Raw genomic sequence first — 26,521 nt, forward strand, 5'->3', positions numbered from 1 at the left:
GGGCCGCCGAAAACCGTTCGACGCGGACGCCGCACGACGTCATGATCGTGGGCATGTTCCGGTACGCCTTCCTCGCAGCACGGCCCGCAGTCGCGGCCGCGCCGAAGGCTGCCGTCCCGCCGGGTGTGACCACGCCCGCCGATGTCGCACGTGCCGCCGCTTCCGAGACCGCCGTGGCGGTCGCGGCCGTCGTCGCGGCGCCCGCGGCTTCCGCCGCGGCCCTCGCCCTCGACGGCGCCCGAAGCTGACCCTCCCCGGATCGTCCGGCGGACCCCCCAGGGGGAGGGTCGGTCCGGCCACCGGGGTTCCCGCAGACGCTTCGAGCTCAAGGAACGAGCGAACCATGTCCAAGACGGCGTACGTGCGCACCAAGCCGCATCTCAACATCGGCACCATGGGCCACGTCGACCACGGCAAGACCACCCTGACCGCGGCCATCACCAAGGTCCTCAGCGAGCGGGGGACCGGGACCTTCGTGCCGTTCGACCGCATCGACCGGTCGCCCGAGGAGGCTCAGCGCGGTATCACCATCAACCTGACGCACGTCGAGTACGAGACCGAGACCCGCCACTACGCCCACGTCGACATGCCCGGCCACGCCGACTACGTCAAGAACATGGTCACGGGCGCGGCGCAGCTCGACGGGGCGATCCTCGTCGTGTCGGCGCTCGACGGCATCATGCCGCAGACCGCCGAGCACGTCCTGCTGGCCCGTCAGGTCGGCGTCGACCACATCGTCGTGGCCCTCAACAAGGCCGACGCCGGGGACGACGAGCTGACCGACCTGGTCGAGCTGGAGGTACGGGAACTGCTGACCGCGCACGGCTACGGCGGTGACGTCGTGCCGGTGGTCCGGGTCTCCGGCCTGCGGGCGCTGGAGGGCGACCCGCGCTGGACGGCCGCCGTCGGCGCGCTGCTGGACGCCGTCGACACCTACGTCCCCACGCCCGAGCGGTACGTGGCGGCGCCGTTCCTGCTGTCGGTCGAGAACGTGCTCACCATCACCGGACGCGGCACGGTGGTCACCGGCGCGATCGAGCGCGGCACGGTGCGGGTCGGCGACCGCGTGGAGATCCTGGGCGCCGGCACCGAGACGGTCGTCACCGGTGTCGAGACCTTCGGCAAGCCCATGGAGTCGGCCGAGGCCGGTGACAACGTGGCGCTGCTGCTGCGGGGTGTGCCACGCGGCGCGGTCCGGCGTGGCCACGTGGTGGCGGCTCCCGGAAGCGTCGTGCCGAGCCGCCGGTTCACCGCCCGGGTGTACCTCCTGTCCGCCCGCGAGGGCGGCCGGACGACGGCCGTGTCGACCGGCTACCGGCCGCAGTTCTACATCCGGACCGCGGACGTGGTCGGTGACATCGACCTCGGCGGGACCGCGGTCGCCCGACCCGGCGACACGGTCACCATGACGGTCGAACTGGGCCGCGACGTCCCCCTGGAGGCGGGCCTCGGCTTCGCCGTCCGCGAGGGTGGTCGCACGGTCGGGGCCGGCACCGTCACCACGGTCGACTGACCGTCACCGGGGCCCGCGTTCCGCGCCCCGCGGAGCGCGGGCCCCGGCGCGGGTCCGGCTGCCCGGGGCCGCGGGCACAATGAGAGCGTGAACGAGCAGATACCGGTCGTCCGGGACGTCGACGGGGGCACCGCCCGTCTCATGCCCGATGTGGACCGCGAACGGGCCTGGCTCCTGACGGTCGACGACGCGCCCCAGTCGTACGTCGACCTGGACGAGCCGACGCACCTCGAGTTCGAGTACGCGCGCCGGCTCGCCCATGTCCTGGACGCCGTCGCCGGGGAGGGCGCGCCACTGGACGTCCTGCACCTCGGCGGCGGCGCGCTCACCCTGCCCCGGTACGTCGCGGCGACCCGCCCCGGTTCCCGCCAGGACGTCGTCGAGGCGGACCGGGCGCTCCTGGCGCTGGTCTCGGAGAAGCTGCCCCTGCCGGACGCCGCCGGCGTCACGGTGCACGGCGCGGACGCGCGGGCCTGGCTGGAAAGCGCCCCGGCCGCGTCGGTGGACGTGCTGATCGCCGATGTGTTCGGCGGATCGCGCGTGCCGGCACACCTGACCTCGACGGAGTACGCGCGAGCGGCCCGACGGGTGCTGCGACCGGGCGGCACGTACGCCGCCAACCTGGCCGACGGGTCACCCTTCGCCTTCCTGCGCTCGCAACTGGCGACCTTCGCCGGGGTCTTCCCCGAGCTGGCGCTGATCGCCGAACCCGCGGTGCTGCGCGGCCGACGCTTCGGGAACACCGTCCTCGTCGCCTCCGACCGGGAGATCGACACGGCCCGGCTGGCCCGCCGCGCAGCCGCCGACGCCTTCCCCGCACGCGTGGAGTACGGGGCCGGCCTCGCCCGTCTCGTCGGCGGGGCGAGACCGGTCGCGGACGCGGAGGCGGTGGCGTCGCCCGTACCGCCGGCCGGCGCCTTCGGCGTCGGCTGACGTCGCCGCCCGCCCGGCCCCGTCGGTAGCCCGTCAGCCGGCCGGTCGCTCATCCGACGGGTCCGCGGGCCACGCGGGAGGGCCCCCGCCGGCCGGGGCGGGAGCGCCGGGCAGCGCGCGGGCGGGCTCCGTGACCCCGGCCGACCCGGCGGTCTGCGTCACGGCGATCCGGGTCGTCCGCCGCGTCAGCTTGCGGACGTCCGGCACGAGCAGGACCAGCGCCGTCACCACCACGATCAGGACCGCCGAGCCCCAGAGGGCCTCCTGGCGGCCGAAGGCGCTCTCCGCCGGGCCCGCCAGCGCCGTCGAGAGCGGCAGCACGGCCGTCGAGCCGAACCAGTCGTAGGCGGAGACCCGGGAGAGCTTCTCCTCGGGGATCTCCTGGTGGAGCGTCGTCATCCAGGACACGCCGAACACCTCGATGGCCACGCCGCTGACGAACATCGCCGCGGAGAGTCCCACCACGTCGAGCGGCACCGCGAGAGCCGCCGACGGCAGGGCGATCGGGAACACGCACAGGGTTCCGGCCAGCAGCATCCGGCGAGGTTTCCACCGCATCATGAGCAGCGCACCGACGAGGGTGCCCACGCCGAACATGGCGAGCGACAGCCCCCAGGGCCCCGCCCCTCCCAGCTCGTCCCGGGCCACCAGCGGTCCGTAGACCGACTCGGCGGCGCCGACCAGCGCGACCACGATCGCGAACTGGGCCACGATCGACCACAGCCAGGGGCGGTCGACGAACTCCTGCCAGCCTTCGCGCAGGTCGGCGAGGAGACCGCCGCCCGCCTCGCGCTCGCGGATGTGACCGACGTCGAGGAAGGCCCGCAGGGAGCCCGCGACGGCGAAGGCCGCCGCGTCGACCGCCAGGACCCAGCCGGGGCCGAACGCGGCGATCATCGCGCCCCCGAGCGCCGCGCCCCCGATGCCCGCGCCGTGCATGGCCATCCGGAACAGGGCGAAGGCGCGGCTGACCTGGTCGCCGCTGACGCTGGACATCAGCATGCCCTCGGCGGCCGGGCTGAAGAACGCCTGCCCGGTGCCGCAGAGGGCGGTGAGGAGCATCATCTGCCACAGCTGTGGCTCGCCGGTCAGGACGAGTAGCGCGAAGACGCCCTGCGAGACGAAGTTCAGGCCGTTGGCGGCGACCATCACCCGGTGCCGCGGCACGCGGTCCGCGACCGCGCCGCCGACGAGCAGGAAGAGGACGAGCGGCAGGGTGCGCGCCGCCGCCACCAGCCCGACGTCCCCGCCGTCGCCGCCCGCCTGGAGCACGGCGAACGCCGACGCGATCAGGGCACCGTGGGTGCCGAGGTTGGTCACGACCGCGGCGGCGGTCAGCAGGACGTAGTTGCGTCCCGCCCATTCGGGGCGGCGGACCCGTGACGGTGGACGGGGGACGGCGGTATCGCTCACCCGGGGACTATCCCCGCCGTGGGGTCCCGCTGCCAAACCGCGCCGTCCGCCGGTGCGGCGGCGCACCGGCGGACGGCGGGCGTCAGGACTCGGTGTCGAGGCGCACGGTGGAGAGGATCTTCCGGACGGTGGCGTCCGGCAGCTCGTCCTTGACCCCGGCGGCGGCGTAGATCACGAACGACGCGAAGTCGCCCTTGGCGTTCTTGAAGGAGAACGCCAGCGACTTGCCGTCCGACTCGCAGGTGTTCCGCTTCTTGATCCCCGGAGCGGTCGCCGTGGCGACACTGCCCGACAGGCCGGACCCGGTGGTGTAGGGGACCGCCTTGGTGATCTTGATGGTGCCCTTGGGCATGTGCTGGGCGTAGCCGGCCCACACCCAGTTGCCGGCCTCGTTGAACGCCGCCTCGTCGGTGTTCTTGGCGCCTTGGCCGCCCTTCGTCCCCGCGGTGCCGAGGCCCCAGGTCTCGTCGGTGCCGTTCTTGTCCGTGTCGTACGCGCACCACTTGCTCTTGAAGTGGGCCGGTGAGGACATCGTGACGACCGGAGAGCCGTCGCCCTTCTTCTCGTCCTCGAAGTACGTGATCACTCCGGTCCGCGACACCTCCCACTCGGGCGGTACGTCGAACAGCGTGCCGTACTTCGGGTTGTGGACGACCTTCCAGCCCGGGACGGTCGGCTGCTTCTCGGCGTCGTCGCGCGGGTTCTCGAGTGTCGGTGACGCGGCGGCGGACCCGGAACCGGGTGCAGACACGGTCGGCTTCGGGTCGCCGCCCGCGTCGTTCCTTCCGTCGTCCTTACCGAGGACGAGGTAGCCCGCGACGCCCGCCGCGGCCAGGACGGCGACGGCGGCGACGATCGCGACCGGCGCCGTCCGCTTCTTCTTGCCGTCTCCGGGCCCGACCGGCCCCGGAGGGCCCGGCACCGCGTACTGCGCAACGGTCGGCTGCTGGTAGGGGTTTCCCTGCGGGTAGCCCGGCTGGGACGGTTGCGGCGGATAGCCCGGCTGCTGCCCGCTCGGGTGCTGCTGGTACCCCGGCTGCTGGTACGGGTTCGGCTGCTGGTACCCCGGCTGCTGGTACGGGTTCTGATTCTGGTCCTGCGGGTTCTGCTCGCCCCCGGGCGGCTGCTGTCCTGGCCACATGGCGAGTAACCATAGAGGTGCGGTCCCGCACGGGCCACGCCCGCCCCGCGCGAGCGTGCGGGGCCGCGCTATGGCCTTCGGTGCTACTCATGGGTAACATCTGGGTATGAGCGCAGATCAGATGTCCGTCGGCGAGATGCTCGCCGCCACGGTTCCCATGGCCAGGACTCTCGGACTGGAGTTCCTGGAGACGACTTCGGAACGGGCCGTCGTCCGGCTGCCGGACCAGGCCGACTACCACAACCACGTCGGCGGCCCGCACGCCGGCGCCATGTTCACGCTGGCCGAGTCCGCCAGCGGTGCGATCGTCCTGGCCGCCTTCGGTGACCAGCTGGGCCGTGCGGTGCCGCTCGCCGTCAAGGCCGAGATCGGCTACAAGAAGCTCGCCATGGGTGTCGTGACGGCCACCGCCACGCTCGGTCGCCCCGCCGCCGAGGTCGTCGCCGAACTGGACGAAGGGCGTCGCCCCGAGTTCCCGGTCCGGATCTCGATCACGCGCGAGGACGGTGCCGAGACCGGCGAGATGACGGTCGTCTGGACCCTGCGCCCCAACGCCTGACCTCCGGCCGGCACCCTCCGCCCCCGCGCCCCGTCTCACGGGGCGCGGGGGCGGACGCGTCCAGGGCCCGGCGCCCCGCCCCGGCCGCCCCGAGCCCCTGTGGCCCGCATCGCCGAGTCGAGGTCCGTACCCCGTGACCAGGTAGGCTGCCCCGGCGTGCGCGAGGCCGCGCGCCGAGGCCACGGGCCGGCAGGGGTCGATACGGGAGGAACCCGCGTGCACGTGCAGGAATGGCTGGAGACGATCCCCGCGGTCGCCGTCTACGCGCTGGTGGGCGTGGTCATCGGGCTGGAGAGCCTGGGCATCCCGCTGCCGGGCGAGATCGTTCTCGTGAGTTCCGCGCTGCTGGCCTCACAACACGGCGACATCAACCCGTACGTCCTCGGCGCCTGCGCCACCGCCGGCGCGATCATCGGCGACTCGATCGGCTACGCGATCGGACGCAAGGGGGGCCGTCCGTTGCTCGCCTGGCTCGGCGGGAAGTTCCCCGGGCACTTCAGCGAGGCCAACATCGGCATGGCCGAGCGGTCCTTCGAGAAGTGGGGCATGTGGGCCGTCTTCTTCGGCCGCTTCGTGGCTCTGCTGCGGATCTTCGCCGGACCGCTCGCGGGCGTTCTGCGTATGCCGTACTGGAAGTTCCTCCTGGCCAACGTGTTCGGCGGAATCCTCTGGGCGGGGGGCACCACGGCCGTCGTCTACTCGGTCGGGATCGTCGCCGAAGCCTGGCTCAAGCGTTTCTCCTGGCTGGGACTGGTCCTCGCGGTCCTGATCGGCGTCACGTCGATGCTGGTCCTCAGGAACCGGGCGAAGAAGGCGGCGGCCCGTGCCCGGTCCGTCGAGGAGTCCGGCCCGGAGCCCGTCGTGGTCGCGGACTGACACGGCGCACGGCCCGCGGATCGGAGCGTGGTCCGCGGCCCGAGCGCGAGGGCGGACCCCGGCCCGCGGGCCGGGCACCCGACGCCGCTGCGGGAAGCGGCCCGCGGACCCGGCCGAGCCGACCCCCGGCCGGAGGGCGCGGCCCTCGCTGTCGCGGCGCCGCGCCCGTCGGGGCGCTCAGTCCTCGAACGCCTCGGTGTGGCTCTTCGCCAGCAGCAGGTACATCTCGGCGTTCAGCCTGATGCCCGCCCGCTCCTCCTCCGTCAGGGCGCGCCGGACCTTCGCCGGCACGCCGGCGACCAGGGAACCCGGCGGGATCTCCATGCCCTGCGGCACGAGCGCCTGGGCGGCGACCAGGGAGCCGGCCCCGACCCGGGCCCCGTTGAGGATCGTGGCGCCCATGCCGACAAGGACGTCGTCCTCCACCGTGCAGCCGTGCACGGTGGCGTTGTGCCCGACCGTGACCCGGTCGCCGATGCTGACCGGGAACCCCGGGTCGACGTGCACCGTGCAGTTGTCCTGGATGTTGGTGTCCTCGCCGACGACGATGGGTCCGCAGTCCGCGCGCAGCACCGCGTGGTACCACACGCCGGCGCGGGCGCCGAGCGTGACGTCGCCGAGCACGACGGAGGTCGGCGCGGTGAACGCCGTCGGATCGACCCGCGGCTCCTTGCCGCCCACGCCTCTGATCAACGCCTCCGCCACCGTTCACTCCGTTCGTTCGCGCCTGCTTCACGCCCTTGCGCACCCTACGCGGCGCTGTCATGACGGACATCACAGGGCGCCGCACTGATCGGGTGCGACGGCGCCGACTACCGTGTGCGGGTGCCCAGGAACAGAAACATGTTCTCGTCTCTCGCCGCCTGGCGGCGCCGTGTTCTCGCCCGCGCCGTGCGGGGCGGCTGGCGCTGGATGCAGGAGGCGGGCGCCGTGACCGCCGAGCGTCCGGGGAGGCTCCGCTTCCGCCGACTCGGCGCGGGTACCCGGCTGGCGTTCCCCCAGGGCACCGTGTTCGGGGAGCCGTGGATCGAGATCGGCGAGTGCTGCATCATCGCCGAACAGGTCACGCTCACCGCCGGCATGATGCCCGGACTCGACCTCGGCGCGGACACCGTCCTCTGCCTCGGCGACGGCGTCGTCCTCGGCCGGGGCAGCCATGTCATCGCGGACGCCGCGGTGCGCATCGGCTCCGACACGTACTGCGGCCCGTACGTGTACATCACCTCGACCAACCACAGCTACGACGACCCGCACGAGCCCATCGGCCGACAGTGGCCGCGGTCCGCGCCGGTCGAGATCGGCCCCGGCTGCTGGCTCGGTACCGGATCGGTGATCCTTCCCGGGGCCCGGATCGGACGCAACGTGGTCGTCGCCGCGGGGGCCGTCGTCCGCGGCGAGGTGCCGGACCACTCGGTGGTGGCGGGCGCCCCGGCCCGGGTGGTGCGCCGCTGGGACCCGGTGCGCGGCTGGCAGCCGCCGCTGCGGACGCCCGCTCCGGTCCCGATCCCCGACGATGTGACGCCCGAGCAGCTCGCGGCGCTCGCACGGCTCGAGCTCGACGTCGGCGGGGACCTGAGCCAGGTACTCAAGGACGCCTGACCGGGCGGACACCCCCCGGGGGGCCGGCCCCTCGCGGGACGGCCCCGCCATGGCCGCGCGGGCGTGCTCAGCCCGTGGCGAGGAGCACCGTCCCGATCAGCGCGAGACCCGCGCCCGCGGCCTGGACCGGGCGCAGCCGTTCCCCCAGCACCCCGCGCGCCGCCAGCGCCGTGACGACCGGGTAGAGGCTGGCCAGGACGGCGGCGACCGTGACGGGACCGAGCTGCGCCGCGACCGAGTACGTCCCGTTGGCGGCGACGTCCGCCAGCCCCACGAAGGCGAGGGCCGGCAGGGCCGCCAGGACGGTCCGCATCCCGCCGCCGTCCTCCGGCAGGGCCCGCCCGCCCCGCTTCACGGAGAGGTACAGCGCGCCGCCGCCCACCACCACGTTCGTGACGCGCTGGACGAACAGGGCGAGGAAGAGGCCGGTGAGCGTCGTGGACGCCTCCGCGATCAGCGCCATCACCGCGCCGAACCCGCATGCCGCCACCACGGTGAGCAGCACCGCCCGGCGACGCACGGGCGCGCCCCGCAGCTCGGGGCCGCCGGCGAGGACCACGCCGGCGACCGCCACCGCGATGCCCGCGAACTGAGGCAGCCCCGGCCGGTCGCCGAGGAGCAGCCCCACGGACACGGGGACGACGCCCAGCGACCCGAGCGGGGAGACCACGCCCATCGGGCCGAGTGCCAGCGCCTTGTAGAAGCACAGCATCGCCACCGGGCCGACCGCGCCGGCCGCGACCGCGTACCAGAGACGCGGCCCCGCCTCGCTCCAGCCGCCCGCGGCGGCGACGACGCCGCCCAGCACGACCGTCGCGAGGATCTGCGACGCGACGACGACCGTCAGGGCCGGCATCCGCCGGGTGAGTAGCCCGCCGCCGAAGTCGGCCAGGCCCCACAGAAGGCTGGTGGCCAGGGCGAACAGTGCTGTCATGGAATCCTCGCGGGGGCGCAGTACAGTGCGGTGAACATTCAGGTACACCTCACCGTAGTGCAGTGTATTGAACTATGTCATCCAGAATATTGGACGGAATGTGTCTGACCTCGATCAGCTCACGCAGTCGCTCGCACGCAACCTGAAGCGGTGGCGCAAGGAACGCGGACTCACGCTGGACGCTCTGGCGACCCGGGCCGGCGTCAGCCGCGGCATGATCATCCAGATCGAGCAGGCCCGTACGAACCCCAGCGTCGGCACCACCGTGAAGCTCGCCGACGCCCTCGGCGTGTCCATCACCACTCTCCTGGACTACGAGCAGGGCCCCCAGGTCCGTCTCGTCCCGTCCGGACAGGCCGTCCGGATGTGGTCCACCTCGACGGGCAGCCACACCACGCTCCTGGTCGGCACCGAGGCGCGCGGCCCTCTGGAACTCTGGTCGTGGACGCTGATGCCCGGCGACGGCAGCGCGTCCGACCCGCACCCCGACGGCACGACGGAACTCCTGCATGTCACGGCGGGTGTCCTCACCCTCGTCGTCGACGGCGAGGAGCACACCCTGCCGGCCGGTACCTCCGCCGTCTTCGAGGCCGGCGTGCCGCACGCCTACCGCAACGACGGTCCGGAGGAACCGGTCGAGATGACGATGGCGGTGTCCATCCCGCCCGTGCGCTGAGAGGCCCCGCGGTGCATCCTCGCTGTCAGCCCAGCAGCGGGATCTCGATCGCGGGGCAGCGGTCCATGACCATGTCGAGACCGGCGTCCCGCGTGCGGACGTACGCCTCCTCGTCGACGACGCCGAGTTGGAACCACACCGCCTGGGCGCCGACGGCCACCGCCTCGTCCGCGATCCGGCCGGCGTGCTCGCTGTTCACGAAGACGTCGACCACGTCGACCGGGAAGGGGACGTCGGCGAGCGAGGCGTAGCCCTGCTCGCCGTGCACCGTCTCCGCCTTCGGGTGGACGGGGACGATCCGCTTGCCGTGGCGCTGGAGGACGGCGGCGACGCCGTACGCCGCGCGGGAACGGTTCGACGACAGCCCGACCACGGCCCAGGTGTCACCCGTGCCGGTCAGGATCCTCCGCACGGTGTCCGTCTCGGTGCCCGTGGACTCGACGCTCATCTGCTGCCTCCGCTGGTCGCTCCTCTGTCGGGTCAGAACGAGCCGGAGCCACCGGTGATTCCCCTCCGGCCGCCAGGTCGAAGATCAGTTCAAGGACAGCCCTTAGGCTGGCGGAATGCAGGAGCAGTACCGCACCCTCGCCCGCGAGGGCAGCCACGAGACCGAGATCAACCGCTCGCGCTTCATCTGCGCGCTGGCACCCGCCGCGAGCGAGCAGGAGGCGCAGGACTTCGTCGCCCGCGTCCGCAAGGAGCACCCGGCCGCCACGCACAACTGCTTCGCCTACGTGATCGGAGCCGACGCCGCCGTCCAGAAGGCGGGCGACGACGGCGAGCCCGGTGGCACAGCCGGCGCCCCGATGCTCCAGATGCTGATGCGGCGCGAGGTGCGGTACGTGGCCGCCGTCGTCACCCGCTACTACGGCGGCGTGAAGCTCGGCGCGGGCGGCCTGATCAGGGCCTACGGCGGAGTGGTCGGCGAGACGCTGGACAGCCTCGGCACCCTCACCCGGCGGCGCTTCCGGCTCGCCGCCGTCACCGTCGACCACCAGCGCGCGGGCAGGCTCGAGAACGACCTGCGGGCGACGGGCCGGACCGTGCGGGAGGTCCACTACGCCGAGGCCGTCACGATCCAGATCGGCCTGCCGGAGGCCGACGTGGACGGCTTCCGCGCCTGGCTCGCCGATGTGACGGCCGGCACGGCCACCCTCGAACTCGGCGGCGAGGCGTACGGCGACGCCCGGCCGTGACGACGGACGCGGGCGTCTCCGGCAGGGCCGACGCGGCGCCCCGCCGACCGCGCACGACCCGCCGCCGGTGGGAGGTGCCGGCCGTCGGCGGAGCGGACAGGCCCTCCGCGAGGCCGCCGGCGAGGGACAACGGACCGGACGTACCACCGGCGCACCGCCGGAACCGGTCCGGATCATGGGCCCTGGGGCGCTAGCGTGGTGGTCGCCGCCCCGCGATGCCCGTGAGGGAACCGGGACGGCCGGGGTGGAGGGAACGGCACGGACACGCGGGGCGGAGCGGCACCTTGAGAATTCTGCACACGTCGGACTGGCACCTGGGACGGTCGTTCCACCGGGTCGGCCTGCTCGACGCCCAGGCGGCCTTCCTCGATCACCTGGTGGCGACGGCACGCGACCGCGAGGCCGACGCCGTCCTCGTGGCCGGGGACGTCTACGACCGCGCCGTGCCTCCCCTGGCCGCCGTGGAACTGTTCGACACCGCCCTGCACCGGCTCGCCGCGGCCGGGGTGCCGACCGTGATGATCTCCGGCAACCACGACTCGGCCCGCCGCCTCGGCGTCGGCGCCGGACTGATCGAGCGAGCCGGTATCCACCTCCGTACCGACCCGGCCGCCGTCGGCACGCCGGTACTCCTCGCCGACACCCACGGAGAGATCGCCCTCTACGGCCTTCCCTACCTCGAACCCGCCCTCGTACGCGAACAGTTCGGCGCCCGTCGGACAGCGCACGAGGCCGTTCTCGGGGCCGCCATGGACCGGGTCCGCGCCGACCTCGCCGCACGGCCCGCGGGGACCCGCTCGGTGGTCCTCGCGCACGCCTTCGTCGCGGGCGGCGAGCCCAGCGACAGCGAGCGGGACATCACCGTCGGCGGAGTCGCGGCCGTCCCGGCCGGGATCTTCGACGGCGTCGACTACGTCGCCCTCGGACACCTGCACGGCAGCCAGACCGTCACCCCGAGGGTGCGCTACTCCGGCTCCCCACTCGCCTACTCCTTCTCCGAAGCCGACCACCGCAAGACGATGTGGCTGATCGAACTCGGCCCCGACGGCGCGATCGAAGCGGAAGAACGGATCGACTGCCCGGTGCCCCGCCCCCTGGCCCGCGTCAGAGGACGGCTCGACGACCTGCTGGCGGACCCCGAGCTGGTACGGCACGAACAGTCCTGGATCGAGGCCACCCTCACCGACCCCGACCGGCCCTCCGAGCCGATGGCCCGTCTCGCCGACCGCTTCCCGCACATCCTCAGCCTGGTCTTCGAGCCCGAGCGTGCCGAGTACGGTTCCGGCGCCTCCTACGCCCGGCGGCTGCGCGACCGTACCGACCAGCAGATCGCGGAGGACTTCGTGGCCCATGTGCGCGGCGGCGCGGGACCGGACGGCGACGAGCGCACGGTGCTGCTCGGAGCCTTCGACGACGTCCGGGTGGACACGGCCGGGCAGGAGGCGGGCCGATGAGACTGCACCGCCTCTCCGTCACGGCCTTCGGCCCCTTCGGCACCACCCAGGAGATCGACTTCGACGCTCTGTCGTCCGCCGGCCTCTTCCTCCTCCACGGACCGACCGGCGCGGGCAAGACCTCCGTCCTCGACGCCGTCTGCTACGCCCTGTACGGAACCGTTCCCGGCGCCCGACAGACCCCCGGCGCCACCCTGCGCAGCGACCACGCCCCGGCCGGCACCGCCACCGAGGTCACGCTCGATCTGACCGTGGGGGACCGCCGCCTGGAGATCACCCGACTCCCGGCCCAGCCGCGGCCCAAGAGGCGGGGCGGTGGCTTCACCACCGAGAAGGCCCAGAGCCGACTGCGCGCCCATGACGCGGGAACCGGCACCTGGAAGGCGCTCAGCAAGTCCCACCAGGAGATCGGTGAGGAGATCACCCAGCTCCTCGGTATGAGCCGCGAGCAGTTCTGCCAGGTCGTGCTCCTGCCGCAGGGCGACTTCGCCCGCTTCCTGCGAGCCGACGCCGAGGCCCGCGGCAAGCTCCTGGGCAGGCTCTTCGACACCCGGCGGTTCGCCGCGGTCGAGGAGCGGCTCGCCGAACTGCGGCGCACCGCCGAGCAGCGGGTACGGGAAGGCGACGAGCGGCTCCTCGCGCTCGCGCACCGGATGGCGCAGGCCGCGGGCGGCACGGCCGTCGACGGGCGGCCCGGCGAACCCGGCCTCGCCCAGGCCGTACAGACCCTGGCCGCTGTGGCGCGCTCCGAGGCCCGGGAGAGGCTCGACATCGCCGGCGCGGCGGTCACGTCCGCCGAGAGCCGGCAGGCCGCCGCCCGGCGCGCCCACGACGAGGAACGGGATCTGGCGGCCCGGCAGGCCCAGGCCGCCGAGGCCCGTCGCCGACAGACGGAACTGGAGGCGCGCAGGCCCGGACGCGACCGCCGGCAGGCAGCCCTCGACCTTTCCCGCAAGGCCGACCTGGTGGCGCCCGCGCTCGGCCTGCGCGCGGACGCGGAACGCGAGCACGCGGCGGCGGACGCCGCCCGTCGGCGTTCCCGCGGCGGGCTGCCGCCCGAGCTGGCCGAAGCGGGTGCGGAGGAACTGGCCGAGCGGGAGAACCGGCTGCGGGAGGAACGCGGCGGCCTGGAGTCCGCGCGGCGGGCGGAGCGGCGCGAGGCCGAGATCGCCCGGGAGCGTGCCGTACTGGACCGGCTGGCCCGCGAGGACGAGGACATCCTCCAGGACGCCGCCGGCTGGCTCGCCGGCTGGGAGGCGCTCCGGGCGGGACTCAGGGAGCGTGTCGAGTCCGCGCAGGACGCCGCCGCCCGGGCCGAGCACCTCGCGGGACGCCTGGCACCGGCGCGGGACCGCCTCGCCGCCGCCCGGCGCCGGGACGAACTGGCCGGGCAGGTGGCCGCGGCCGAGGTCCGGCTCACCGTGGCCCGCGAGGAACGCAACGACGCCCACGAGACCTGGCTCGACCTCAAGGCGCGCCGTCTGCGGGGCATCGCCGCCGAACTCGCCGCCGCCCTGACACCCGGCGATCCCTGCCGGGTGTGCGGTTCCGCCGACCACCCGGCGCCCGCCCGCACCGGCGCCGACCACGTCGACCGCGCCACCGAGGAGTCGGCCTACGCCGTCTTCACGGCCGCCGAGGAGGCCCGCACCGCCGCCGAACGCACCCTCGCGGCGACCACGGAGGCATGGTCCGCCGCCCGCGCCGAGGTCCTCACCGGACTCCGGGCCGACGGCGCGGCACCCGCCTCCAACGGCGGCGCCGCCGGCCCGGGGCCGGCCGCCCGGACCTCGGGCGGCAGCGGCGAACCCACGGTCGGCACGCTCGCCCGCGAGGTGGAGGAGCTCGGACGGCGGCACGCCGAGGCACACGCGCACGCGGCCGGGACCCACGCCGCCCGCGAGGCACTGGCGCGCGCCGAGCGTGAGCACGAGGAACGCCTCACGCACCGGCGGGAGGCCGAGCGGAGCGTCGCCGCGCGTACGTCCCAGCGGGAGGCGCTGGACCGGGAGCAGGCCGCGCTCGACGCCGAACTGGCCCGCTTCCGGGGCGAGTCGAGTGGCGTCGCGGAGCACGCCGCCCTCCTGGAGCGGCGCATCACGCTGCTCGCGGAGGCCGCCGAGACCGTCCGCGCCGTCGAGCACACCGCCCGGCGCCTCAAGGAAGCCGACGCCCGGCTCGCCGACGCCGCCTACCGCGCCGGGTTCGACACCCCGGAGCTGGCCTCCGAAGCCCTGCTGGAGACCGCGGAGCGCCGCGACCTCCAGCACTGGGTGGACACCTGGCAGGCGGAACACGCCGCCGTGGCCGACCGGCTCGCCGAGCCCGCGACACGGGCCGCCGCGCTGCGACCGCCGGCCGACCCCGCGTCCGCCGAGGCAGCGCACTCCGCGGCCGAGCGGGCGCTGCGCGACGCTACCTCGGCCCTCGCCGCCGCCCGGGACCGGTGCGCGGAACTGTCCCGCCTCTCGCGCCAGGCCGACACCGAGGTACGCCGCCTCGGACCGCTGCGCGCCACGTACGAGCGGGTGGCCCGGCTCGCCGGTCTCACCGCGGGCACCTCGGCCGAGAACGAGCGAAGGATGCGCCTGGAGTCGTACGTCCTGGCGGCCCGGCTGGAGCAGGTCGCCGCCGCCGCCACCGCCCGCCTCCGGCACATGTCGTCCGGCCGCTACACCCTCGTCCACTCCGACGCCCGGTCCGGCGGACGACGGGCCGGCCTCGGACTGCACGTCGTCGACGCCTGGACGGGCAAGGAGCGCGACACGGCGACGCTCTCCGGCGGGGAGACCTTCTTCGTGTCCCTGGCGCTGGCACTCGGCCTGGCCGACGTCGTCACCGAGGAGGCGGGCGGCGTCCGGCTCGACACCCTCTTCATCGACGAGGGCTTCGGCAGCCTGGACGAGCAGACCCTCGACGAGGTCCTCGATGTCCTCGACTCGCTGCGCGAACGGGACCGCAGCGTCGGCATCGTCAGCCACGTCGCTGACCTGCGACGACGTATCCCCGCGCAGCTCGAAGTGGTCAAGGAGCGGACGGGGTCGGTCGTGCGGCAGAAGGGGGTCGGTGCCTGACCTGCCGGTGCGAAGGTCGAGACCGCTTCAGGCGGCAGCGAGCAGTAAGACGAGTCCGCTCGCCCTCAGGCCAAGTCCAGAACGGCCCACACAAAGGGTGCCTGACCCTCGTGGATCGGGCGCTCTCGGCTTTGATGATCGATCTGGTAATCCAGCCGTAGCTCGTGACGATCCGTGGGACAGACTGGGGCATGACTACGTACGAGACGATGCCGTTCCACCTGGAGACCGAGCGGCTGATACTGCGGCCGTGGGCCGAGTCGGACGCCGCTGAGTTCTGCGCCCTCCTCGCCGAACGCGGCAAGGGGACTCCCACGGTTGAGCATATCCGGACGTCCATCGCGGAGTTGCTCACCGCGACGGCGACTACGGGGATCGCCCTGCTGCCCATCCAGCGCCGCGACGAAGGCGACTTCATCGGCTACTGCGGGCTGATCATCGGCCGCTCCACCGTAGAGAGCCTGAAATCGCGTATGAGCTGTTCCAGCGCGCGCAGGGGCGTGGCTATGCCACCGAGGCGGCCGGCGCGGTGCTCGATGCCGCTGTCGCGACCGGGCGGAAACGGCTCTGGTCGACCGTCGGAGCGTGGAACACACCGTCGCTCCGCGTCCTTGAGGAACTCGGGTTCGAGCGGGACCACGTCTCCACGGAAGACAACGGTGAAGTGGTCTGGCTCACACGCTCGTTGCCGTGACGCAAGAGCACGCTCCCGGGGCTTCATGCTCACATGGTCGAGTGCGCTCCGGCGGAGCGCCTGGCGTGTCGAGATCGGTTGGTACTCGTATGGATCGTGATCTTCATCTCTGGGCCGCGGCTTGTCGACGGCAACGGCTGGCCTGTGATCGTGCCGGATGGCGGCGTCGCCAGTCGGACCAGCCGATCCGGTGAGCGAGGCCGTTCAGTGGCCCTCCTCGTCGTAGAGATGCTCCACGACGTACACGCGTACATCGTCTCGCTCCGCATCGGCGCCCCAGGACGCCCTGCACAGCAGACGCCGCATGCCGTGCGGGGACTTCTCCCGCGCCCACTCCGCAATCGTCCAACAGTTCTTTCGTGGCAGGCGCGACAGTGGCCCCAGCACCGAACGCCCGGCCCGCAGCCGGGGTTCGACCGGGGCGAAGCGGCCCGCAATACGGCCCATGGCCACCTCGAACGCATCCCGCCAACGACCCGGATCTCTTCTGTGGCCCGCGGCCACCATCTCGTCGTCAGTCCACACAACTCACGATGATCAACGCTGGCCGCACCCGTATCCGCACCGGCCCCGACCAGCAAGATCACGACCTGCAGCTGGAGTAAGAAGTGACCGCGGCATGTCGATGTCTCAATGCGCCACGTCCTGGCGTCGTGTGACCGAATCTGATCGATACGTCGGTCAGCGCACCGCTCTTACCTTTATCGGAGTAGGCTCCCTCCGTAGTCGATAGTTTGTCGGAGTATTCCGATAACACTCCGCTGAGTGTGACGCTACGGATGAATGGTTACCGAGAACAGGGTGGGAGCTGGCGCCACCTGTCAAAGTGTCGAGTTTGCTAGTTGACCATGTATGCCGAGTATACCGATCGTTTGTTATGCGTCGGGCAAGAGGGCACGCTCTCCGCCTGTATATGCCTTCACGGCCGTCTCTGGAAAACCAAAGATCGTGCCGATCTCGGTGGGGATCCTGCAAGGCTCCACCCGTGCGGTGAAGTTGTGACTCTCGAATAGGCGAGGCATAGATGCGAAGCGATGTAACAACCCTACGTTCTTCTCTCGGCGTCACGGAGATCGCGAAGCTGTTCCAGGGAACCTTGACGGGGCGAGGAGTGCATTTCGGAGAGATCGAAGAGGACGCCTTTTCGTCGATCGATAGGAAACCGGCCTTCAGCGTCGTGGCATCATGCGACAAGAGTATGGGTAGCTGGGCGGTGTAGCTCTACGTCTACGACGATGGTGAAACGCGTTTGGCAGAGCTGTGCGCTATGTACCACTCGGCCTTCTCTCGGGCTATGGGCGGGGCTAAGAACACCTACTCAAAGGCGGCCGGCGCAAAGAATGTCCAGAACGTTCTCGCTGCGCTCCAGAGCACGGACTCTTCGGCAACGATCGAGTCCTAGCCGACAAGCCAGTACGACACGCACCAAGATGCACTCGACCCTGGAAGGGGCCGGACGCTCTTTCACGTCGTGATCTTCGCCCGAAGTCGACCGTATCGCCCTCGACTGGAGGGCGCGTCGTCCTTCCCTGGTTTCCGCGCGGGTCCGTTCGGTACCCCAGCTGCGGATCGTGGTCTTGCCGGTGGGGCTGGTCCGAGATACAGGTGCGTCCACCGTTGATCACCGTGAGGTACGTGGACTGACGACGAGATGGCGCCGCCGGCCACAGCGTAGATCCCGCATGTCGCTGACAAGGGGTCCGGACCTGCCCTCGGGCCGGACCCCTCAGCGCGTGCTACTGCTCGCTGGGCTGCTGGGCCGTTTGGCTCGCCGGGTGGAAGTCGATGCGTTCACTGACGACGGGGAAGCCGGCCTTGGCGAAGTTCGCGGCCATAGGGAAGTTGCCCTGGTCCGTCGCTCCGCTGACGAAGTCCGCGCCCCTCTCGACGAGGAGGTGGGTGCACTCCGCGAGGAGGTCGTAGGCGTAGCCGCGACCGCGCTGTTCCGGGACGACTCCGATGAAGCCGATGGTCGGGCCGGAGGGGTTGTGGGCTGGGATGTGGATGCCAGCCAGGTCCCCCTCCGGCGTGTGCGCGACCTGCCACCATTCCCGTGGCGAGGGGCACCAGTGGAAGAAGTCGAGTTCCTCCTGGGCTGCCTGGTCGAGGCCGCCCTCCTCGATGGCCCTGAGCGCGTGGGCGTCCAGGGTGACGGAGTGGATGCGGCGCAACGCGTCGAAGAACACGGTGTCGTCGGGTTCGGCGCTGAAGCGGAGGCGTCCGGGCCGCTCGGGCAGACCTCGCTCCGGGGTCCAGCGGTACAGGAAGCGTTCCACCAGGAGTTCGTACCCTGCGGCTTGTGCGGCGGCGAAGCGCGCCTCGGCGGCGGCGCGCAGGTCGGTCTCCTCCCGCCGGCCGCCGGGCAGGTTGATCTCGAGTTCGACCTGCCAGGGAGCGGAGCGCAGGAGTTCGGCCCCGGCCTCCTCCTCACCCTCGGCCATGTCGAACCAGTTGATGTTCACGGGCTCCGAGTCGTTGGGTCCGCCCCACCACGCGCCGCGTGCGACGACCTCGCCGTCGCGCAGGGCGACGCGCTTCCAGTCGGGCCGGAACTGGGTACGTCGATGGACCTCACGGGCGCCCAGCGGGTCGGGGAGTGCGTCGAAGAGATGAGCGTCGCTCGCGGAGAGCGCGCGGATGACCACATCGGTCATGGATTCCTCCGGGATACAGGCTGCTTGGAGCGCTCCCGGTCAGAACTCAAGAACCACGCCGGGACAGCGGAAAGAGGGAGCGCTGGAAAGGTGTGAACCGCACGGCGCTCGCCTCCTTCCACTCATCTCAGGGCGTGGAGCCACACAGTAAGTCACCTACCATGGGCCGATCCACGGATTTCCTTGCGCCCTGACCCGCGACTGATGTGGTCAAGCGTTTCCGTGGCGGTCGAGTCCGAGCGCCATGTCATGCACCGGATTCCCCGGACCACGACCCAGCGGGACTTCGCCGGCGTTCACCAGCCCAGCAGATCCATGGACCTCCGGCCGAGCCAGTCCGCGAACGACACAGCTCGGCGCTCGTCGTCCGGCCCGTCCACGACGCGACCGACCGCCTCGACTGGTCCCACTGGTGACGCCGCCACCAGGCCCGACCTCAGGCCGGCCACTATCAGCGACAAGCCGCCCGGACATGAGGATCACGATCCGCGGCTGGAGTGTCAGCGGCTGATCGGACGCCGGGGCAGCGGCGACGAGTAGACGACGTTCGTGGTCACCGGACCGAGGGTGAGGAACCTCCCGGAGACCTCCTCCAGATGCTTCATGGACCGTGTGGCGACCTTCAGTACGAAACAGTCGTCGCCGGTCACATGGTGTGCCTCCAGCACTTCCGGGGTCGCGTCCAGCAGGTCGTGGAACGGTTTGTAGTTGCCGTTCGGATAGCGCAGCCGGATGAAGGCCAGGACCGGCAGGCCGAGCCGCTCCGGTTCGACCACGGCGGTGTACCCGGCGATGACGCCGCTCTCCTCCAGCCTGCGTACCCGGTCGGTCACGGCGGACGCGGACATGGACACGGTCCGGGCCAGTTCGGCGAAGCTGGCCCGGCCCTGGTCCTGAAGAGCCTCGATGATGCGCCAGTCGGTGGCGTCCGGTGAGTATCCGGTCATGAACGAGGAATAGCAGCCGGATCCCCGGACGATCAAGCGCCGCCCGGGGACAGGCTCTCAGAGGCGCGAGATCTCGTCCACCAGGTCGTCCAGCCCCAGCGGGCCCTGCGACAGCGCGGCCATGTGCCAGGCCTTGGCGTCGAACGCGTCGCCGTGGGCCGCCTGGGCGTTGGCCCGGCCCAGCAGCCACGCGCGCTCCCCCAGCTTGTAGCCGATCGCCTGCCCCGGCATCGAGAGGTAGCGGGTCAGCTCGCTCTCGACGAAGGCCGGCGGACGGCTGCTGTGCCGGGAGAAGAACTCCTGAGCCAGTTCCGGAGTCCACCGCTCGCCGGGGTGGAAGGGCGACTCCGCGGGGATCTCCAGCCCCAGGTGCATGCCGATGTCGACGATCACCCGGCAGGCCCGCATCATCTGCGCGTCCAGGTAGCCCAGACGGCGTTCGGCGTCCGGGAGGAAGCCCAGCTCGTCCATCAGCCGCTCCGCGTAGAGGGCCCAGCCCTCCGCGTTGGCGCTGACCCCGCCGATCGTCGCCTGGTAGCGGGAGAGCTGGTCGGCGACGTGCACCCACTGGGCGATCTGGAGGTGGTGTCCAGGAACGCCCTCGTGGTACCAGGTCGACACCAGGTCGTACACGGGGAAACGGGTCTCCCCGTCGACGGGCAGCCAGGTGCGGCCCGGGCGTGAGAAGTCCTCGGACGGGCCGGTGTAGTACGGGGCGGCCGCGCCGCCCGGCGGGGCGATCCGGGACTCCACCCGGCGGACCCGCTCGGCGAGCTCGAAGTGGGTGCCGTCCAGCGCCTCGATCGCCTCGTCCATGAGGCCCTGCAGCCAGAGCCGGACCTCCTCGACCCCCTCGATGTGGGTGCCGTGGGCGTCGAGATGGGCCAGGGCCTCCCAGGGGCCGGCCCCCGGGAGGATGCGCTCCGCCTCGGTCCGCATCTCGGCGAGCAGACGGTGGTACTCCGACCAGCCGTAGGCGTACGCCTGGTCGAGGTCGAGGTCCGTGCCGTTGAAGTAGCGCGACCAGCGCTGGTACCGCTCGCGGCCCACCGTGTCGGGGGCGTCCTCGACGGCGGGGGCGTAGACGTCCCGCATCCAGTCGCGCAGCGCCGTGACCGCCTCGGTCGCGCCCCGTGCCGCCGCGGCCAGTTCTGTTCGCAGTTCGGGGGAGAGGGAGTCGGGTCCGCCGTCGGCGAAGGACTCGAACCAGCCGCGTTCCTCGCCGTCCCCGCCCGCCCATTCGGTCAGCTGGCCGACGAAGGTGGCCGTCGGCCGGGGGCCGCCCAGCAGCTTGCGTTCCAGTCCCAGTGCCAGCGAGGCGCGGTAGCCCGCCAGAGCCGTGGGCACCGCCCGCAGCCGCCGCGCGACGGCCTCCCAGTCCTGCGCCGTCTCGGTCGCCATCACCGTGAACACCATGCGCACGCTGTGTGCGGGGGAGCGCATGTTGCTCACGGCGCAGAGACCCTCGTCGGCGTCGTGGACCGCCAGTTCGGCGGTGAGGCGTTCCCGCAGCAGACGGCCGCAGCGGCGCTCCGCGTCGCTGTCCGCGCCCGGCTGCCGCTCCGCCTCGTCGAGCAGGAGCAGGGTGCGGCGGGCGAGTTCCGCCACCGCCTCCTGTCCGGCCGGCGAGAAGTCGGGAAGGAGGCCGGCGCTCTCCGCGACTCCCAGGTAGGTACCGGTGATCGGGTCGAGGGCGATGAGTGCGTCGACGTAGGTGTCGGCGACCTGGCGAGGCAGCGGGCTGCGGGAAGTCTCTGGCATGGAACTCATCCTCGTGCCTCCCCGTGGTCCGCGTCACCCTCGCTCGATGTCAGTCGGCCGACAAGTGAGCGCCCGGGACGGGCGGCAGCAGCGGCCCGCACTCCCACTGCTGGAAGATCAGCCGGGTCTCGACGCGGGCCACCTCGCGCTGTGACGTGAACTCGTCGAGGACGAGTCGTTGCAGGTCGGCGGGGTCGGCGACGGCGACGTGCACCAGGTAGTCGTCGGGGCCGGTCAGATGGAACAACGCCCGGGACTCCGGCAGCGCGCGAATCCGGTCCACGAACGGACCGATCAGTTCGCGCCGGTGGGGCCTGACCTGGACGAGGAGCAGTGCTTCGAGACCCCGGCCGAGTTTGGCCGGATCCAGTCGTAGCTGGTGCCCGAGGATCACTCCCGTACGGCGCAAACGGGCCACCCGGTCCAGGCAGGTGGAGGGCGCCACGCCGACCTCGGCGGCGAGCTCGCGGTAGGTGCTCCGGGCGTCGTTCTGCAGGAGGCGCAGAATATGCAGATCGATCGGGTCCAGTACGACAGAATCGGCCATTCGGCGAACGTAGCACGGGGTTCTCCCGCTACTTTCCGGTATCCGTTCACAGTGCCGCCATGGACAACGACGCCTCGACCACCCCCAGGGCTCTGGCCACCGAAGCCGTGCACGCCGGCCGCGAAGACCTCGCGTCCCTCGGTCTGCACGCCCCGCCGCTCGACCTGTCCACCACGTACCCGTCGCACGACATCCGGGACGAGGCCGCGCGGATCGACGCGTTCGCCACCACCGGCGCCCGGCTCGACGGCCCGCCCGTCTACGCGCGCCTCGACAACCCCACCACCGCACGCTTCGAGGACGCGCTCGCCCGGCTGGAGGGCACCGAATCGGCGGTGGCCTTCGCCAGCGGCATGGCCGCGCTCACCGCCGTCCTGCTGGTCCGGGCGAGCATGGGACTGCGGCACGTCGTCGCCGTCCGGCCCCTGTACGGCTGCAGCGATCATCTGCTGAACGCGGGCCTGCTCGGCACCGAGGTGACCTGGACCGACCCGGCGGGCATAGCGGACGCGATCCGCCCCGACACCGGCCTGGTCATGGTGGAGACGCCCGCCAACCCGACGCTCGCCGAGGTCGACATCCGCGCGCTGGCCCACGCCTGCGGATCGGTCCCGCTCCTGGTGGACAACACCTTCGCCACACCGGTCCTCCAGCGGCCGGCCGAGCAGGGCGCGCGGATCGTGCTGCACAGCGCGACCAAGTACCTCGGCGGCCATGGCGACGTCATGGGCGGCGTCGTGGCCTGCGACGAGGAGTTCGCCCGCACGCTGCGCCAGGTGCGCTTCGCCACGGGCGGCGTGCTTCACCCCTTCGCCGGCTATCTCCTGCTGCGGGGGCTTTCGACGCTGCCGGTACGGGTCCGGGCCGCGTCGGCGACGGCCGCCGAGCTCGTCCGCCGGCTCACGGGCGACCCGCGCGTCGCCCGGGTGCACTACCCGAAGGTGGGCGGTGCGATGGTCTCCTTCGAGCCCTACGGAGACCCGCACGACGTGATCGCCGCCGTGCGGCTGATCACTCCGGCGGTCAGCCTCGGCAGTGTCGACACCCTGATCCAGCACCCGGCGTCGATCAGCCACCGGATCGTCGCCGAGGGAGACCGGCACTCGGCGGGCGTCGGCGACCGCCTGCTGCGCATGTCGGTCGGCCTGGAGGACGTGGAGGACCTGTGGCGCGACCTGACCCAGGCCCTCAGTGCTCCGCCCGCTGGTACGAGCCGGGACGCCGCGGCTTCGGTGACGGAGCCGTGGACAGCCGCGCGGTGATGACCAGGGTCCCCTCCTCGATCTGGTAGTCGAGGGGCAGGTTCAGCGCCCGCATCGCGGCCACCATCCCGGTGTTGGACGACTGCGTCACGGCGTAGACGCTCTCGCAGCCCGCCTCGACGGCCATCGCGACCAGCCGTCCGAGGAGTTCGGAGCCGATGCCCCGGCGTTGCCAGTCGTCCTCGACCATCAGGGCGACCTCCGTCTCGTCGCCGTCCCAGAGCAGATGACCGAGGGCGACGAGACGGCCGGATGCCGTCTGAACGGCGAGCGTGCGTCCGTAGCGTGGGCTGAGCAGGTGGTCGAGGTAGCGGTCCGCGTCACCGACCGGGCCGTGGTACCGCAGGCCCAGGGTGCGCGCGGAGCAGCGGTCGTGCATGGCGCGCGCGGGCACCAGATCGCGCTGGTCGGCGCGGCGGACGGTGATCTCGTTGCCCTCGGGCAGGGTGAGCACGTCCTGGCTGCGCGGGACGCGGGGTCCCAGCCGGGCGTCGAGTTCGACGAGCGCCCGGGCGCGGGCGAACTCCGTGGGAGTGAACGGCAGGTACGGCCGCTCGATGGTGATCGCCCCGCCGTTCGGGTCGCGCAGGCGCATCACGGTGTCCTCGAGGACGCCCTCGATCGGGGCGGTCTCCCCGGTGGGCCGCCCGGTCAGGGAGACGTCGGGCAGCGAGTGGATCGTGCAGCGGCCCAGCAGCTGCCGCAGCGCGAGGGGGAGTTCGGCCGCGTCCAGGGCGGTGCGGGTGGCGAGGCCGAGCAGCCGGGTCGGCGTGTCGACCAGATCGTGGGCGTCGGCCCGCTCGATCCAGGTGCCGGTGCCCCCGGCCGCAGCGATCTCGCGGGTGAGGTCGCCGGCCTGCAGCGGCGCTGGCGCCCGCAGCAGGAACTCGTCGACCGTGCCCACCGCGAGCGGATGGGTCTGCAGGGTCAGGATGTCCACGCCCTGGCGGGCCATCGTCGTGCACAGGGCGGCGAGGCTCCCCGGGGTGTCGCGGACGGTGGTACGCATCCGCCAGAGCGCCGTCTCGACGGGCACGGAGGGCTCATCCGCCGCTGTCGAGGAGGCGGACGGCGGCGGGGCCGACCCGCCGCCGGGATCACCGGCCGGCGGCGCGTGACTGTGGCGCCGTGCCCACCAGGTGTGGAAGGCCGCGGTCGCGATCAGGGCGATCGCCGAGAACACCAGCATGTAGGGTCCCTCGGCACCCCGAACCACCGTCTTGGCGATCGTGTCGGCCACCACGACGGCGGTGAACAGAGCGGCGAGCTCGATCAGATCGTGCCGCCAGTGGTGGGGGCGGCGGGAGGACTTCGCGGATGTCACCTTAGTCATGACGTCACTGTGACCCAATGGTGTTGCGTGATCACGAACGCTTTGTGACTGACGGGTTAAGCGCCGATCTATGGGCGTAGTGACCGTTTTCGACCGTTTGAACGGTGAGCCGCCGGTCCCGCCGTCGAGTGCGGAGCGCAGCCGCCGGACCACGCTCCCGAGCCGGCCGCGCACCTCCGCCCGCGGTGCCCTGAGCGGGTGACCGCGGCGCTGCGGCGTTCGCGTCCAGTGGCTTGAGCAGCCCGGCCGCGTCGTCGGCCGGCCACCGCGTCCGTCAGCCGCCCGACCGCGGTGGGCCCGGTACCGTGCCCGCGATCGTGTCCCGCGCCGGTCGCCGCCGTCACGCGCCGCCCGTGGACGGCTCTCCGCGCCGGACCATTCGCACCGCGAGGGCGTGCTTGCACGGACCGCGGCGCCCCCGGTGATCGGCCCACCACTGGCAGGTGCAGCTCAGTACTCCGCCGGACTCCCGCACGCGGTAACGCCGTTCGCCCGAGGCGACCGTGGCCAGGGCGCCGTCGAGCAGGACCGCGCCCTCGGCGGCCAGGGCGCGGGCGGCGACCAGCCGAGGGTTGTGGCGTTCGGCCCGGTCCGCGTCGTAGGGCAGCTCGCGGTGGAAGTAGGCGGCGTCGGCCAGGTCGTAGCCCACCCGGCCCGCCGTACCCAGCCGGGTCAGCGCGGCGCGCACCCGGGCGACCGGAAGCCCCGACCTCGCGGCCAGCTCGGCGGGGTCGACGCGCGGTTCCCAGGACAGCAGCACCGACACCAGTTCCGCGTCCCCCGCCGCCTCCTCCGTCGCCAGTGCCTCCAGGACACCGCCCTCGCCGGAGAATCCGCGCGAGGCGTCGGGGGAGAGGGTGAGCGTGAGCCGCATGCCCGGCAGCACCAGCTCCCAGGCGCTCGCGGTGGCGGCCCCGTCCGTCGCCGGCCCGTAGACCCGCAGCGCGGTCGCGTATCGCAGGACCCGCTCCAGCGCCGCCAGCCGGTCCGGTCCGGGGAGGCACACGGCGCCGGCCGCCGACCGTGTCGTCGGACGCAGCGTCCGCCCCGCCGGTACCACCCACAACGGGCCCAGCCCACGCCCCCGCGGCAGCGAGCGCAGGAAGCGGATCGCCTCCGGGCCCGCCAGCTCGGCCCGCAGGTCGAATCCGGCGGAGGCCACCTGCGCCTCGGCGAAGCCCCGCAGCCACCGCTCGGGCAGAGCCGCCTTCCTCTCGACGACCCGGCCCGCGAGCGTCGTCACGGCCACTTCCTCAGGCCCGACCCGCAGGTGCAGCGGATCGTCGCCCGTCATCCGGGACAGCGCTTCGCGCAGCGGGTTGTTCACGTCGACGTTCGTGGTGCCGTGCCCTGTCCCGGCACCGTCGAGCCCCTCGCTCAGCACGTCGAGGCGGGCGTACACCCCGCCGCAGCCCGAGAACGACTCGAACCGCAGCCGGTCGCCGTTGCCCGTCACCACCGGGTCCAGCGATCCCGGCCGAATCCGCTGGTGGTAGCGCGCCGCCGCCACGTCCGCGACCGCGAGCAGACCGCGCGCGGCCACCTGCGGGGACGTCAGGAAGCCGGAGAAGAAACGGGGATGGGCCTCGGCCCCGGTGGGGGTGAGGCCGCCGGAGGTCTCCAGCCCGAGCAGCCGGCCCGCCCCCGAGGGTTCCAGGACGGACGGGCGGACGTAGGCGAGCGCCTGTACGGATCGCGTCATGGTCAGGACCGTAGGACCCCGCACTGACATCATCTGCGTACCGCCTCGCGCGGCGCTTCCCGGAGCGCCCGGCCCCGTCTCGCCCGGCCGGAGCCGCGACCGCGGGCGACAGTAGCTCCCAGGCGGGCTGCCCGGCCGGGACCGACACCCGCCCGGCGTCTTCCGGTGTGGTCGCGGCCCGCATGCGGGAGGCGCCCCCTCCGTCGTGGTGTCCCGGGGTCCCCCTGACCGCCTCACGCGGGCCAAGATACGT

The 26,521-nt window shown here is 72.5% G+C and carries 22 protein-coding genes and 2 pseudogenes; 12 read left to right on the forward strand and 12 right to left on the reverse strand.

Annotated features, from left to right (window positions below):
- Positions 1–53: 53 nt before the first annotated feature.
- From OG393_RS28640 to OG393_RS28650, 3 genes are all read left to right on the forward strand, one after another.
- Positions 54–248 carry a hypothetical protein gene (locus OG393_RS28640; RefSeq protein ID WP_327377572.1) on the forward strand — a complete coding sequence of 65 codons (195 nt, stop codon included), beginning with the start codon at positions 54–56 and terminating at the stop codon, positions 246–248.
- Between the two features lie 95 nt (positions 249–343).
- Complete coding sequence (tuf, locus tag OG393_RS28645; protein WP_327377573.1) at positions 344–1,513, forward strand: elongation factor Tu; 1,170 nt, start codon at positions 344–346, stop codon at positions 1,511–1,513.
- A gap of 87 nt (positions 1,514–1,600) precedes the next feature.
- The gene (locus tag OG393_RS28650) at positions 1,601–2,446 is read left to right on the forward strand and encodes a spermidine synthase (RefSeq protein WP_327377574.1); all 846 of its coding nucleotides are present in this window, start codon (positions 1,601–1,603) and stop codon (positions 2,444–2,446) included.
- A gap of 33 nt (positions 2,447–2,479) precedes the next feature.
- Here the strand turns inward: OG393_RS28650 and OG393_RS28655 are convergent, their stop codons facing one another.
- Both OG393_RS28655 and OG393_RS28660 read right to left on the reverse strand, forming a co-directional pair.
- A complete protein-coding gene (locus OG393_RS28655) occupies positions 2,480–3,859 on the reverse strand; it encodes an MFS transporter (RefSeq protein WP_327377575.1) in 1,380 nt (459 codons plus the stop codon).
- 82 nt (positions 3,860–3,941) lie between these two features.
- Positions 3,942–5,000, reverse strand: coding sequence for a hypothetical protein (locus OG393_RS28660; protein WP_327377576.1), 1,059 nt, complete (start codon positions 4,998–5,000; stop codon positions 3,942–3,944).
- A gap of 106 nt (positions 5,001–5,106) precedes the next feature.
- On the opposite strand from OG393_RS28660, the gene OG393_RS28665 reads away from it, so the two are divergent.
- Positions 5,107–5,559 carry a DUF4442 domain-containing protein gene (locus OG393_RS28665; protein WP_327377577.1) on the forward strand — a complete coding sequence of 151 codons (453 nt, stop codon included), beginning with the start codon at positions 5,107–5,109 and terminating at the stop codon, positions 5,557–5,559.
- Positions 5,560–5,775: 216 nt separating this feature from the next.
- The gene (locus tag OG393_RS28670) at positions 5,776–6,435 is read left to right on the forward strand and encodes a DedA family protein (RefSeq protein WP_327377578.1); all 660 of its coding nucleotides are present in this window, start codon (positions 5,776–5,778) and stop codon (positions 6,433–6,435) included.
- A gap of 177 nt (positions 6,436–6,612) precedes the next feature.
- Here the strand turns inward: OG393_RS28670 and OG393_RS28675 are convergent, their stop codons facing one another.
- Entirely contained in the window at positions 6,613–7,140 is a 528-nt protein-coding gene (locus OG393_RS28675) for a gamma carbonic anhydrase family protein (protein ID WP_327377579.1), read from the reverse strand.
- Positions 7,141–7,278: 138 nt separating this feature from the next.
- On the opposite strand from OG393_RS28675, the gene OG393_RS28680 reads away from it, so the two are divergent.
- Positions 7,279–8,034, forward strand: coding sequence for an acyltransferase (locus OG393_RS28680; protein ID WP_327377580.1), 756 nt, complete (start codon positions 7,279–7,281; stop codon positions 8,032–8,034).
- A gap of 67 nt (positions 8,035–8,101) precedes the next feature.
- Here OG393_RS28680 and OG393_RS28685 read toward each other — a convergent pair whose 3' ends face one another.
- Positions 8,102–8,968, reverse strand: coding sequence for a DMT family transporter (locus OG393_RS28685; RefSeq protein ID WP_327377581.1), 867 nt, complete (start codon positions 8,966–8,968; stop codon positions 8,102–8,104).
- A gap of 100 nt (positions 8,969–9,068) precedes the next feature.
- On the opposite strand from OG393_RS28685, the gene OG393_RS28690 reads away from it, so the two are divergent.
- Positions 9,069–9,644: a helix-turn-helix domain-containing protein gene (locus tag OG393_RS28690; protein WP_327377582.1), complete on the forward strand. Its 576-nt coding sequence runs from the start codon at positions 9,069–9,071 to the stop codon at positions 9,642–9,644.
- Positions 9,645–9,669: 25 nt separating this feature from the next.
- Here OG393_RS28690 and OG393_RS28695 read toward each other — a convergent pair whose 3' ends face one another.
- Positions 9,670–10,092: a CoA-binding protein gene (locus OG393_RS28695; protein ID WP_327377583.1), complete on the reverse strand. Its 423-nt coding sequence runs from the start codon at positions 10,090–10,092 to the stop codon at positions 9,670–9,672.
- A 115-nt stretch (positions 10,093–10,207) separates the two neighbouring features.
- Between OG393_RS28695 and OG393_RS28700 the strand changes: the two genes are divergently transcribed.
- The 4 genes and pseudogenes from OG393_RS28700 (at position 10,208) to OG393_RS28715 (ending at position 16,062) form a co-directional block, all read left to right on the forward strand.
- The gene (locus OG393_RS28700) at positions 10,208–10,840 is read left to right on the forward strand and encodes a YigZ family protein (RefSeq protein ID WP_327377584.1); all 633 of its coding nucleotides are present in this window, start codon (positions 10,208–10,210) and stop codon (positions 10,838–10,840) included.
- A gap of 284 nt (positions 10,841–11,124) precedes the next feature.
- Complete coding sequence (locus OG393_RS28705; protein ID WP_327377585.1) at positions 11,125–12,294, forward strand: exonuclease SbcCD subunit D; 1,170 nt, start codon at positions 11,125–11,127, stop codon at positions 12,292–12,294.
- Positions 12,291–15,368, forward strand: coding sequence for an SMC family ATPase (locus OG393_RS28710; RefSeq protein WP_327377586.1), 3,078 nt, complete (start codon positions 12,291–12,293; stop codon positions 15,366–15,368). Before OG393_RS28705 ends, OG393_RS28710 begins: the two co-directional genes overlap by 4 nt.
- Positions 15,369–15,559: 191 nt before the next feature.
- Positions 15,560–16,062 (forward strand): annotated as a pseudogene (locus OG393_RS28715) (GNAT family N-acetyltransferase).
- A 213-nt stretch (positions 16,063–16,275) separates the two neighbouring features.
- Here OG393_RS28715 and OG393_RS28720 read toward each other — a convergent pair.
- The 5 genes and pseudogenes from OG393_RS28720 to OG393_RS28740 form a co-directional block, all read right to left on the reverse strand.
- Positions 16,276–16,509 (reverse strand): annotated as a pseudogene (locus OG393_RS28720) (IS701 family transposase); the annotation flags it as partial.
- 1,289 nt (positions 16,510–17,798) lie between these two features.
- Positions 17,799–18,716 carry a GNAT family N-acetyltransferase gene (locus tag OG393_RS28725; protein WP_327377587.1) on the reverse strand — a complete coding sequence of 306 codons (918 nt, stop codon included), beginning with the start codon at positions 18,714–18,716 and terminating at the stop codon, positions 17,799–17,801.
- A 500-nt stretch (positions 18,717–19,216) separates the two neighbouring features.
- Positions 19,217–19,663: an Lrp/AsnC family transcriptional regulator gene (locus OG393_RS28730; protein WP_327377588.1), complete on the reverse strand. Its 447-nt coding sequence runs from the start codon at positions 19,661–19,663 to the stop codon at positions 19,217–19,219.
- Between the two features lie 57 nt (positions 19,664–19,720).
- Positions 19,721–21,424, reverse strand: a complete 1,704-nt coding sequence (locus OG393_RS28735) for a DUF885 domain-containing protein (RefSeq protein ID WP_327377589.1) — start codon at positions 21,422–21,424, stop codon at positions 19,721–19,723.
- 49 nt (positions 21,425–21,473) lie between these two features.
- Entirely contained in the window at positions 21,474–21,971 is a 498-nt protein-coding gene (locus tag OG393_RS28740) for an Lrp/AsnC family transcriptional regulator (protein ID WP_327377590.1), read from the reverse strand.
- A 59-nt stretch (positions 21,972–22,030) separates the two neighbouring features.
- On the opposite strand from OG393_RS28740, the gene OG393_RS28745 reads away from it, so the two are divergent.
- A complete protein-coding gene (locus OG393_RS28745; RefSeq protein WP_327377591.1) occupies positions 22,031–23,233 on the forward strand; it encodes a trans-sulfuration enzyme family protein in 1,203 nt (400 codons plus the stop codon).
- Here the strand turns inward: OG393_RS28745 and OG393_RS28750 are convergent.
- Both OG393_RS28750 and OG393_RS28755 read right to left on the reverse strand, forming a co-directional pair.
- A complete protein-coding gene (locus OG393_RS28750) occupies positions 23,160–24,566 on the reverse strand; it encodes a GNAT family N-acetyltransferase (RefSeq protein WP_327377592.1) in 1,407 nt (468 codons plus the stop codon). The two genes, OG393_RS28745 and OG393_RS28750, sit on opposite strands and share 74 nt — an antisense overlap.
- A 340-nt stretch (positions 24,567–24,906) precedes the next feature.
- The gene (locus OG393_RS28755) at positions 24,907–26,268 is read right to left on the reverse strand and encodes an SWIM zinc finger family protein (RefSeq protein ID WP_327377593.1); all 1,362 of its coding nucleotides are present in this window, start codon (positions 26,266–26,268) and stop codon (positions 24,907–24,909) included.
- Positions 26,269–26,521: the final 253 nt, after the last annotated feature.

The organism is Streptomyces sp. NBC_01216 (assembly GCF_035994945.1).
In the GTDB taxonomy this organism is placed as follows: Bacteria; Actinomycetota; Actinomycetes; order Streptomycetales; family Streptomycetaceae; genus Streptomyces.

Bases quoted from the DNA above. Each gene is read 5' to 3' on its own strand.
- OG393_RS28725 (WP_327377587.1), bottom strand. From the start codon at position 18,716: ATGACCGATGTGGTCATCCGCGCGCTCTCCGCGAGCGACGCTCATCTC.
- OG393_RS28695 (WP_327377583.1), bottom strand. From the start codon at position 10,092: ATGAGCGTCGAGTCCACGGGCACCGAGACGGACACCGTGCGGAGGATC.
- OG393_RS28680 (WP_327377580.1), top strand. From the start codon at position 7,279: ATGTTCTCGTCTCTCGCCGCCTGGCGGCGCCGTGTTCTCGCCCGCGCC.
- OG393_RS28700 (WP_327377584.1), top strand. From the start codon at position 10,208: ATGCAGGAGCAGTACCGCACCCTCGCCCGCGAGGGCAGCCACGAGACC.
- OG393_RS28710 (WP_327377586.1), top strand. From the start codon at position 12,291: ATGAGACTGCACCGCCTCTCCGTCACGGCCTTCGGCCCCTTCGGCACC.
- OG393_RS28730 (WP_327377588.1), bottom strand. From the start codon at position 19,663: ATGACCGGATACTCACCGGACGCCACCGACTGGCGCATCATCGAGGCT.
- OG393_RS28755 (WP_327377593.1), bottom strand. From the start codon at position 26,268: ATGACGCGATCCGTACAGGCGCTCGCCTACGTCCGCCCGTCCGTCCTG.
- OG393_RS28665 (WP_327377577.1), top strand. From the start codon at position 5,107: ATGAGCGCAGATCAGATGTCCGTCGGCGAGATGCTCGCCGCCACGGTT.
- OG393_RS28640 (WP_327377572.1), top strand. From the start codon at position 54: ATGTTCCGGTACGCCTTCCTCGCAGCACGGCCCGCAGTCGCGGCCGCG.
- tuf (WP_327377573.1), top strand. From the start codon at position 344: ATGTCCAAGACGGCGTACGTGCGCACCAAGCCGCATCTCAACATCGGC.
- OG393_RS28750 (WP_327377592.1), bottom strand. From the start codon at position 24,566: ATGACTAAGGTGACATCCGCGAAGTCCTCCCGCCGCCCCCACCACTGG.
- OG393_RS28745 (WP_327377591.1), top strand. From the start codon at position 22,031: ATGGACAACGACGCCTCGACCACCCCCAGGGCTCTGGCCACCGAAGCC.
- OG393_RS28660 (WP_327377576.1), bottom strand. From the start codon at position 5,000: ATGTGGCCAGGACAGCAGCCGCCCGGGGGCGAGCAGAACCCGCAGGAC.
- OG393_RS28740 (WP_327377590.1), bottom strand. From the start codon at position 21,971: ATGGCCGATTCTGTCGTACTGGACCCGATCGATCTGCATATTCTGCGC.
- OG393_RS28735 (WP_327377589.1), bottom strand. From the start codon at position 21,424: ATGCCAGAGACTTCCCGCAGCCCGCTGCCTCGCCAGGTCGCCGACACC.
- OG393_RS28685 (WP_327377581.1), bottom strand. From the start codon at position 8,968: ATGACAGCACTGTTCGCCCTGGCCACCAGCCTTCTGTGGGGCCTGGCC.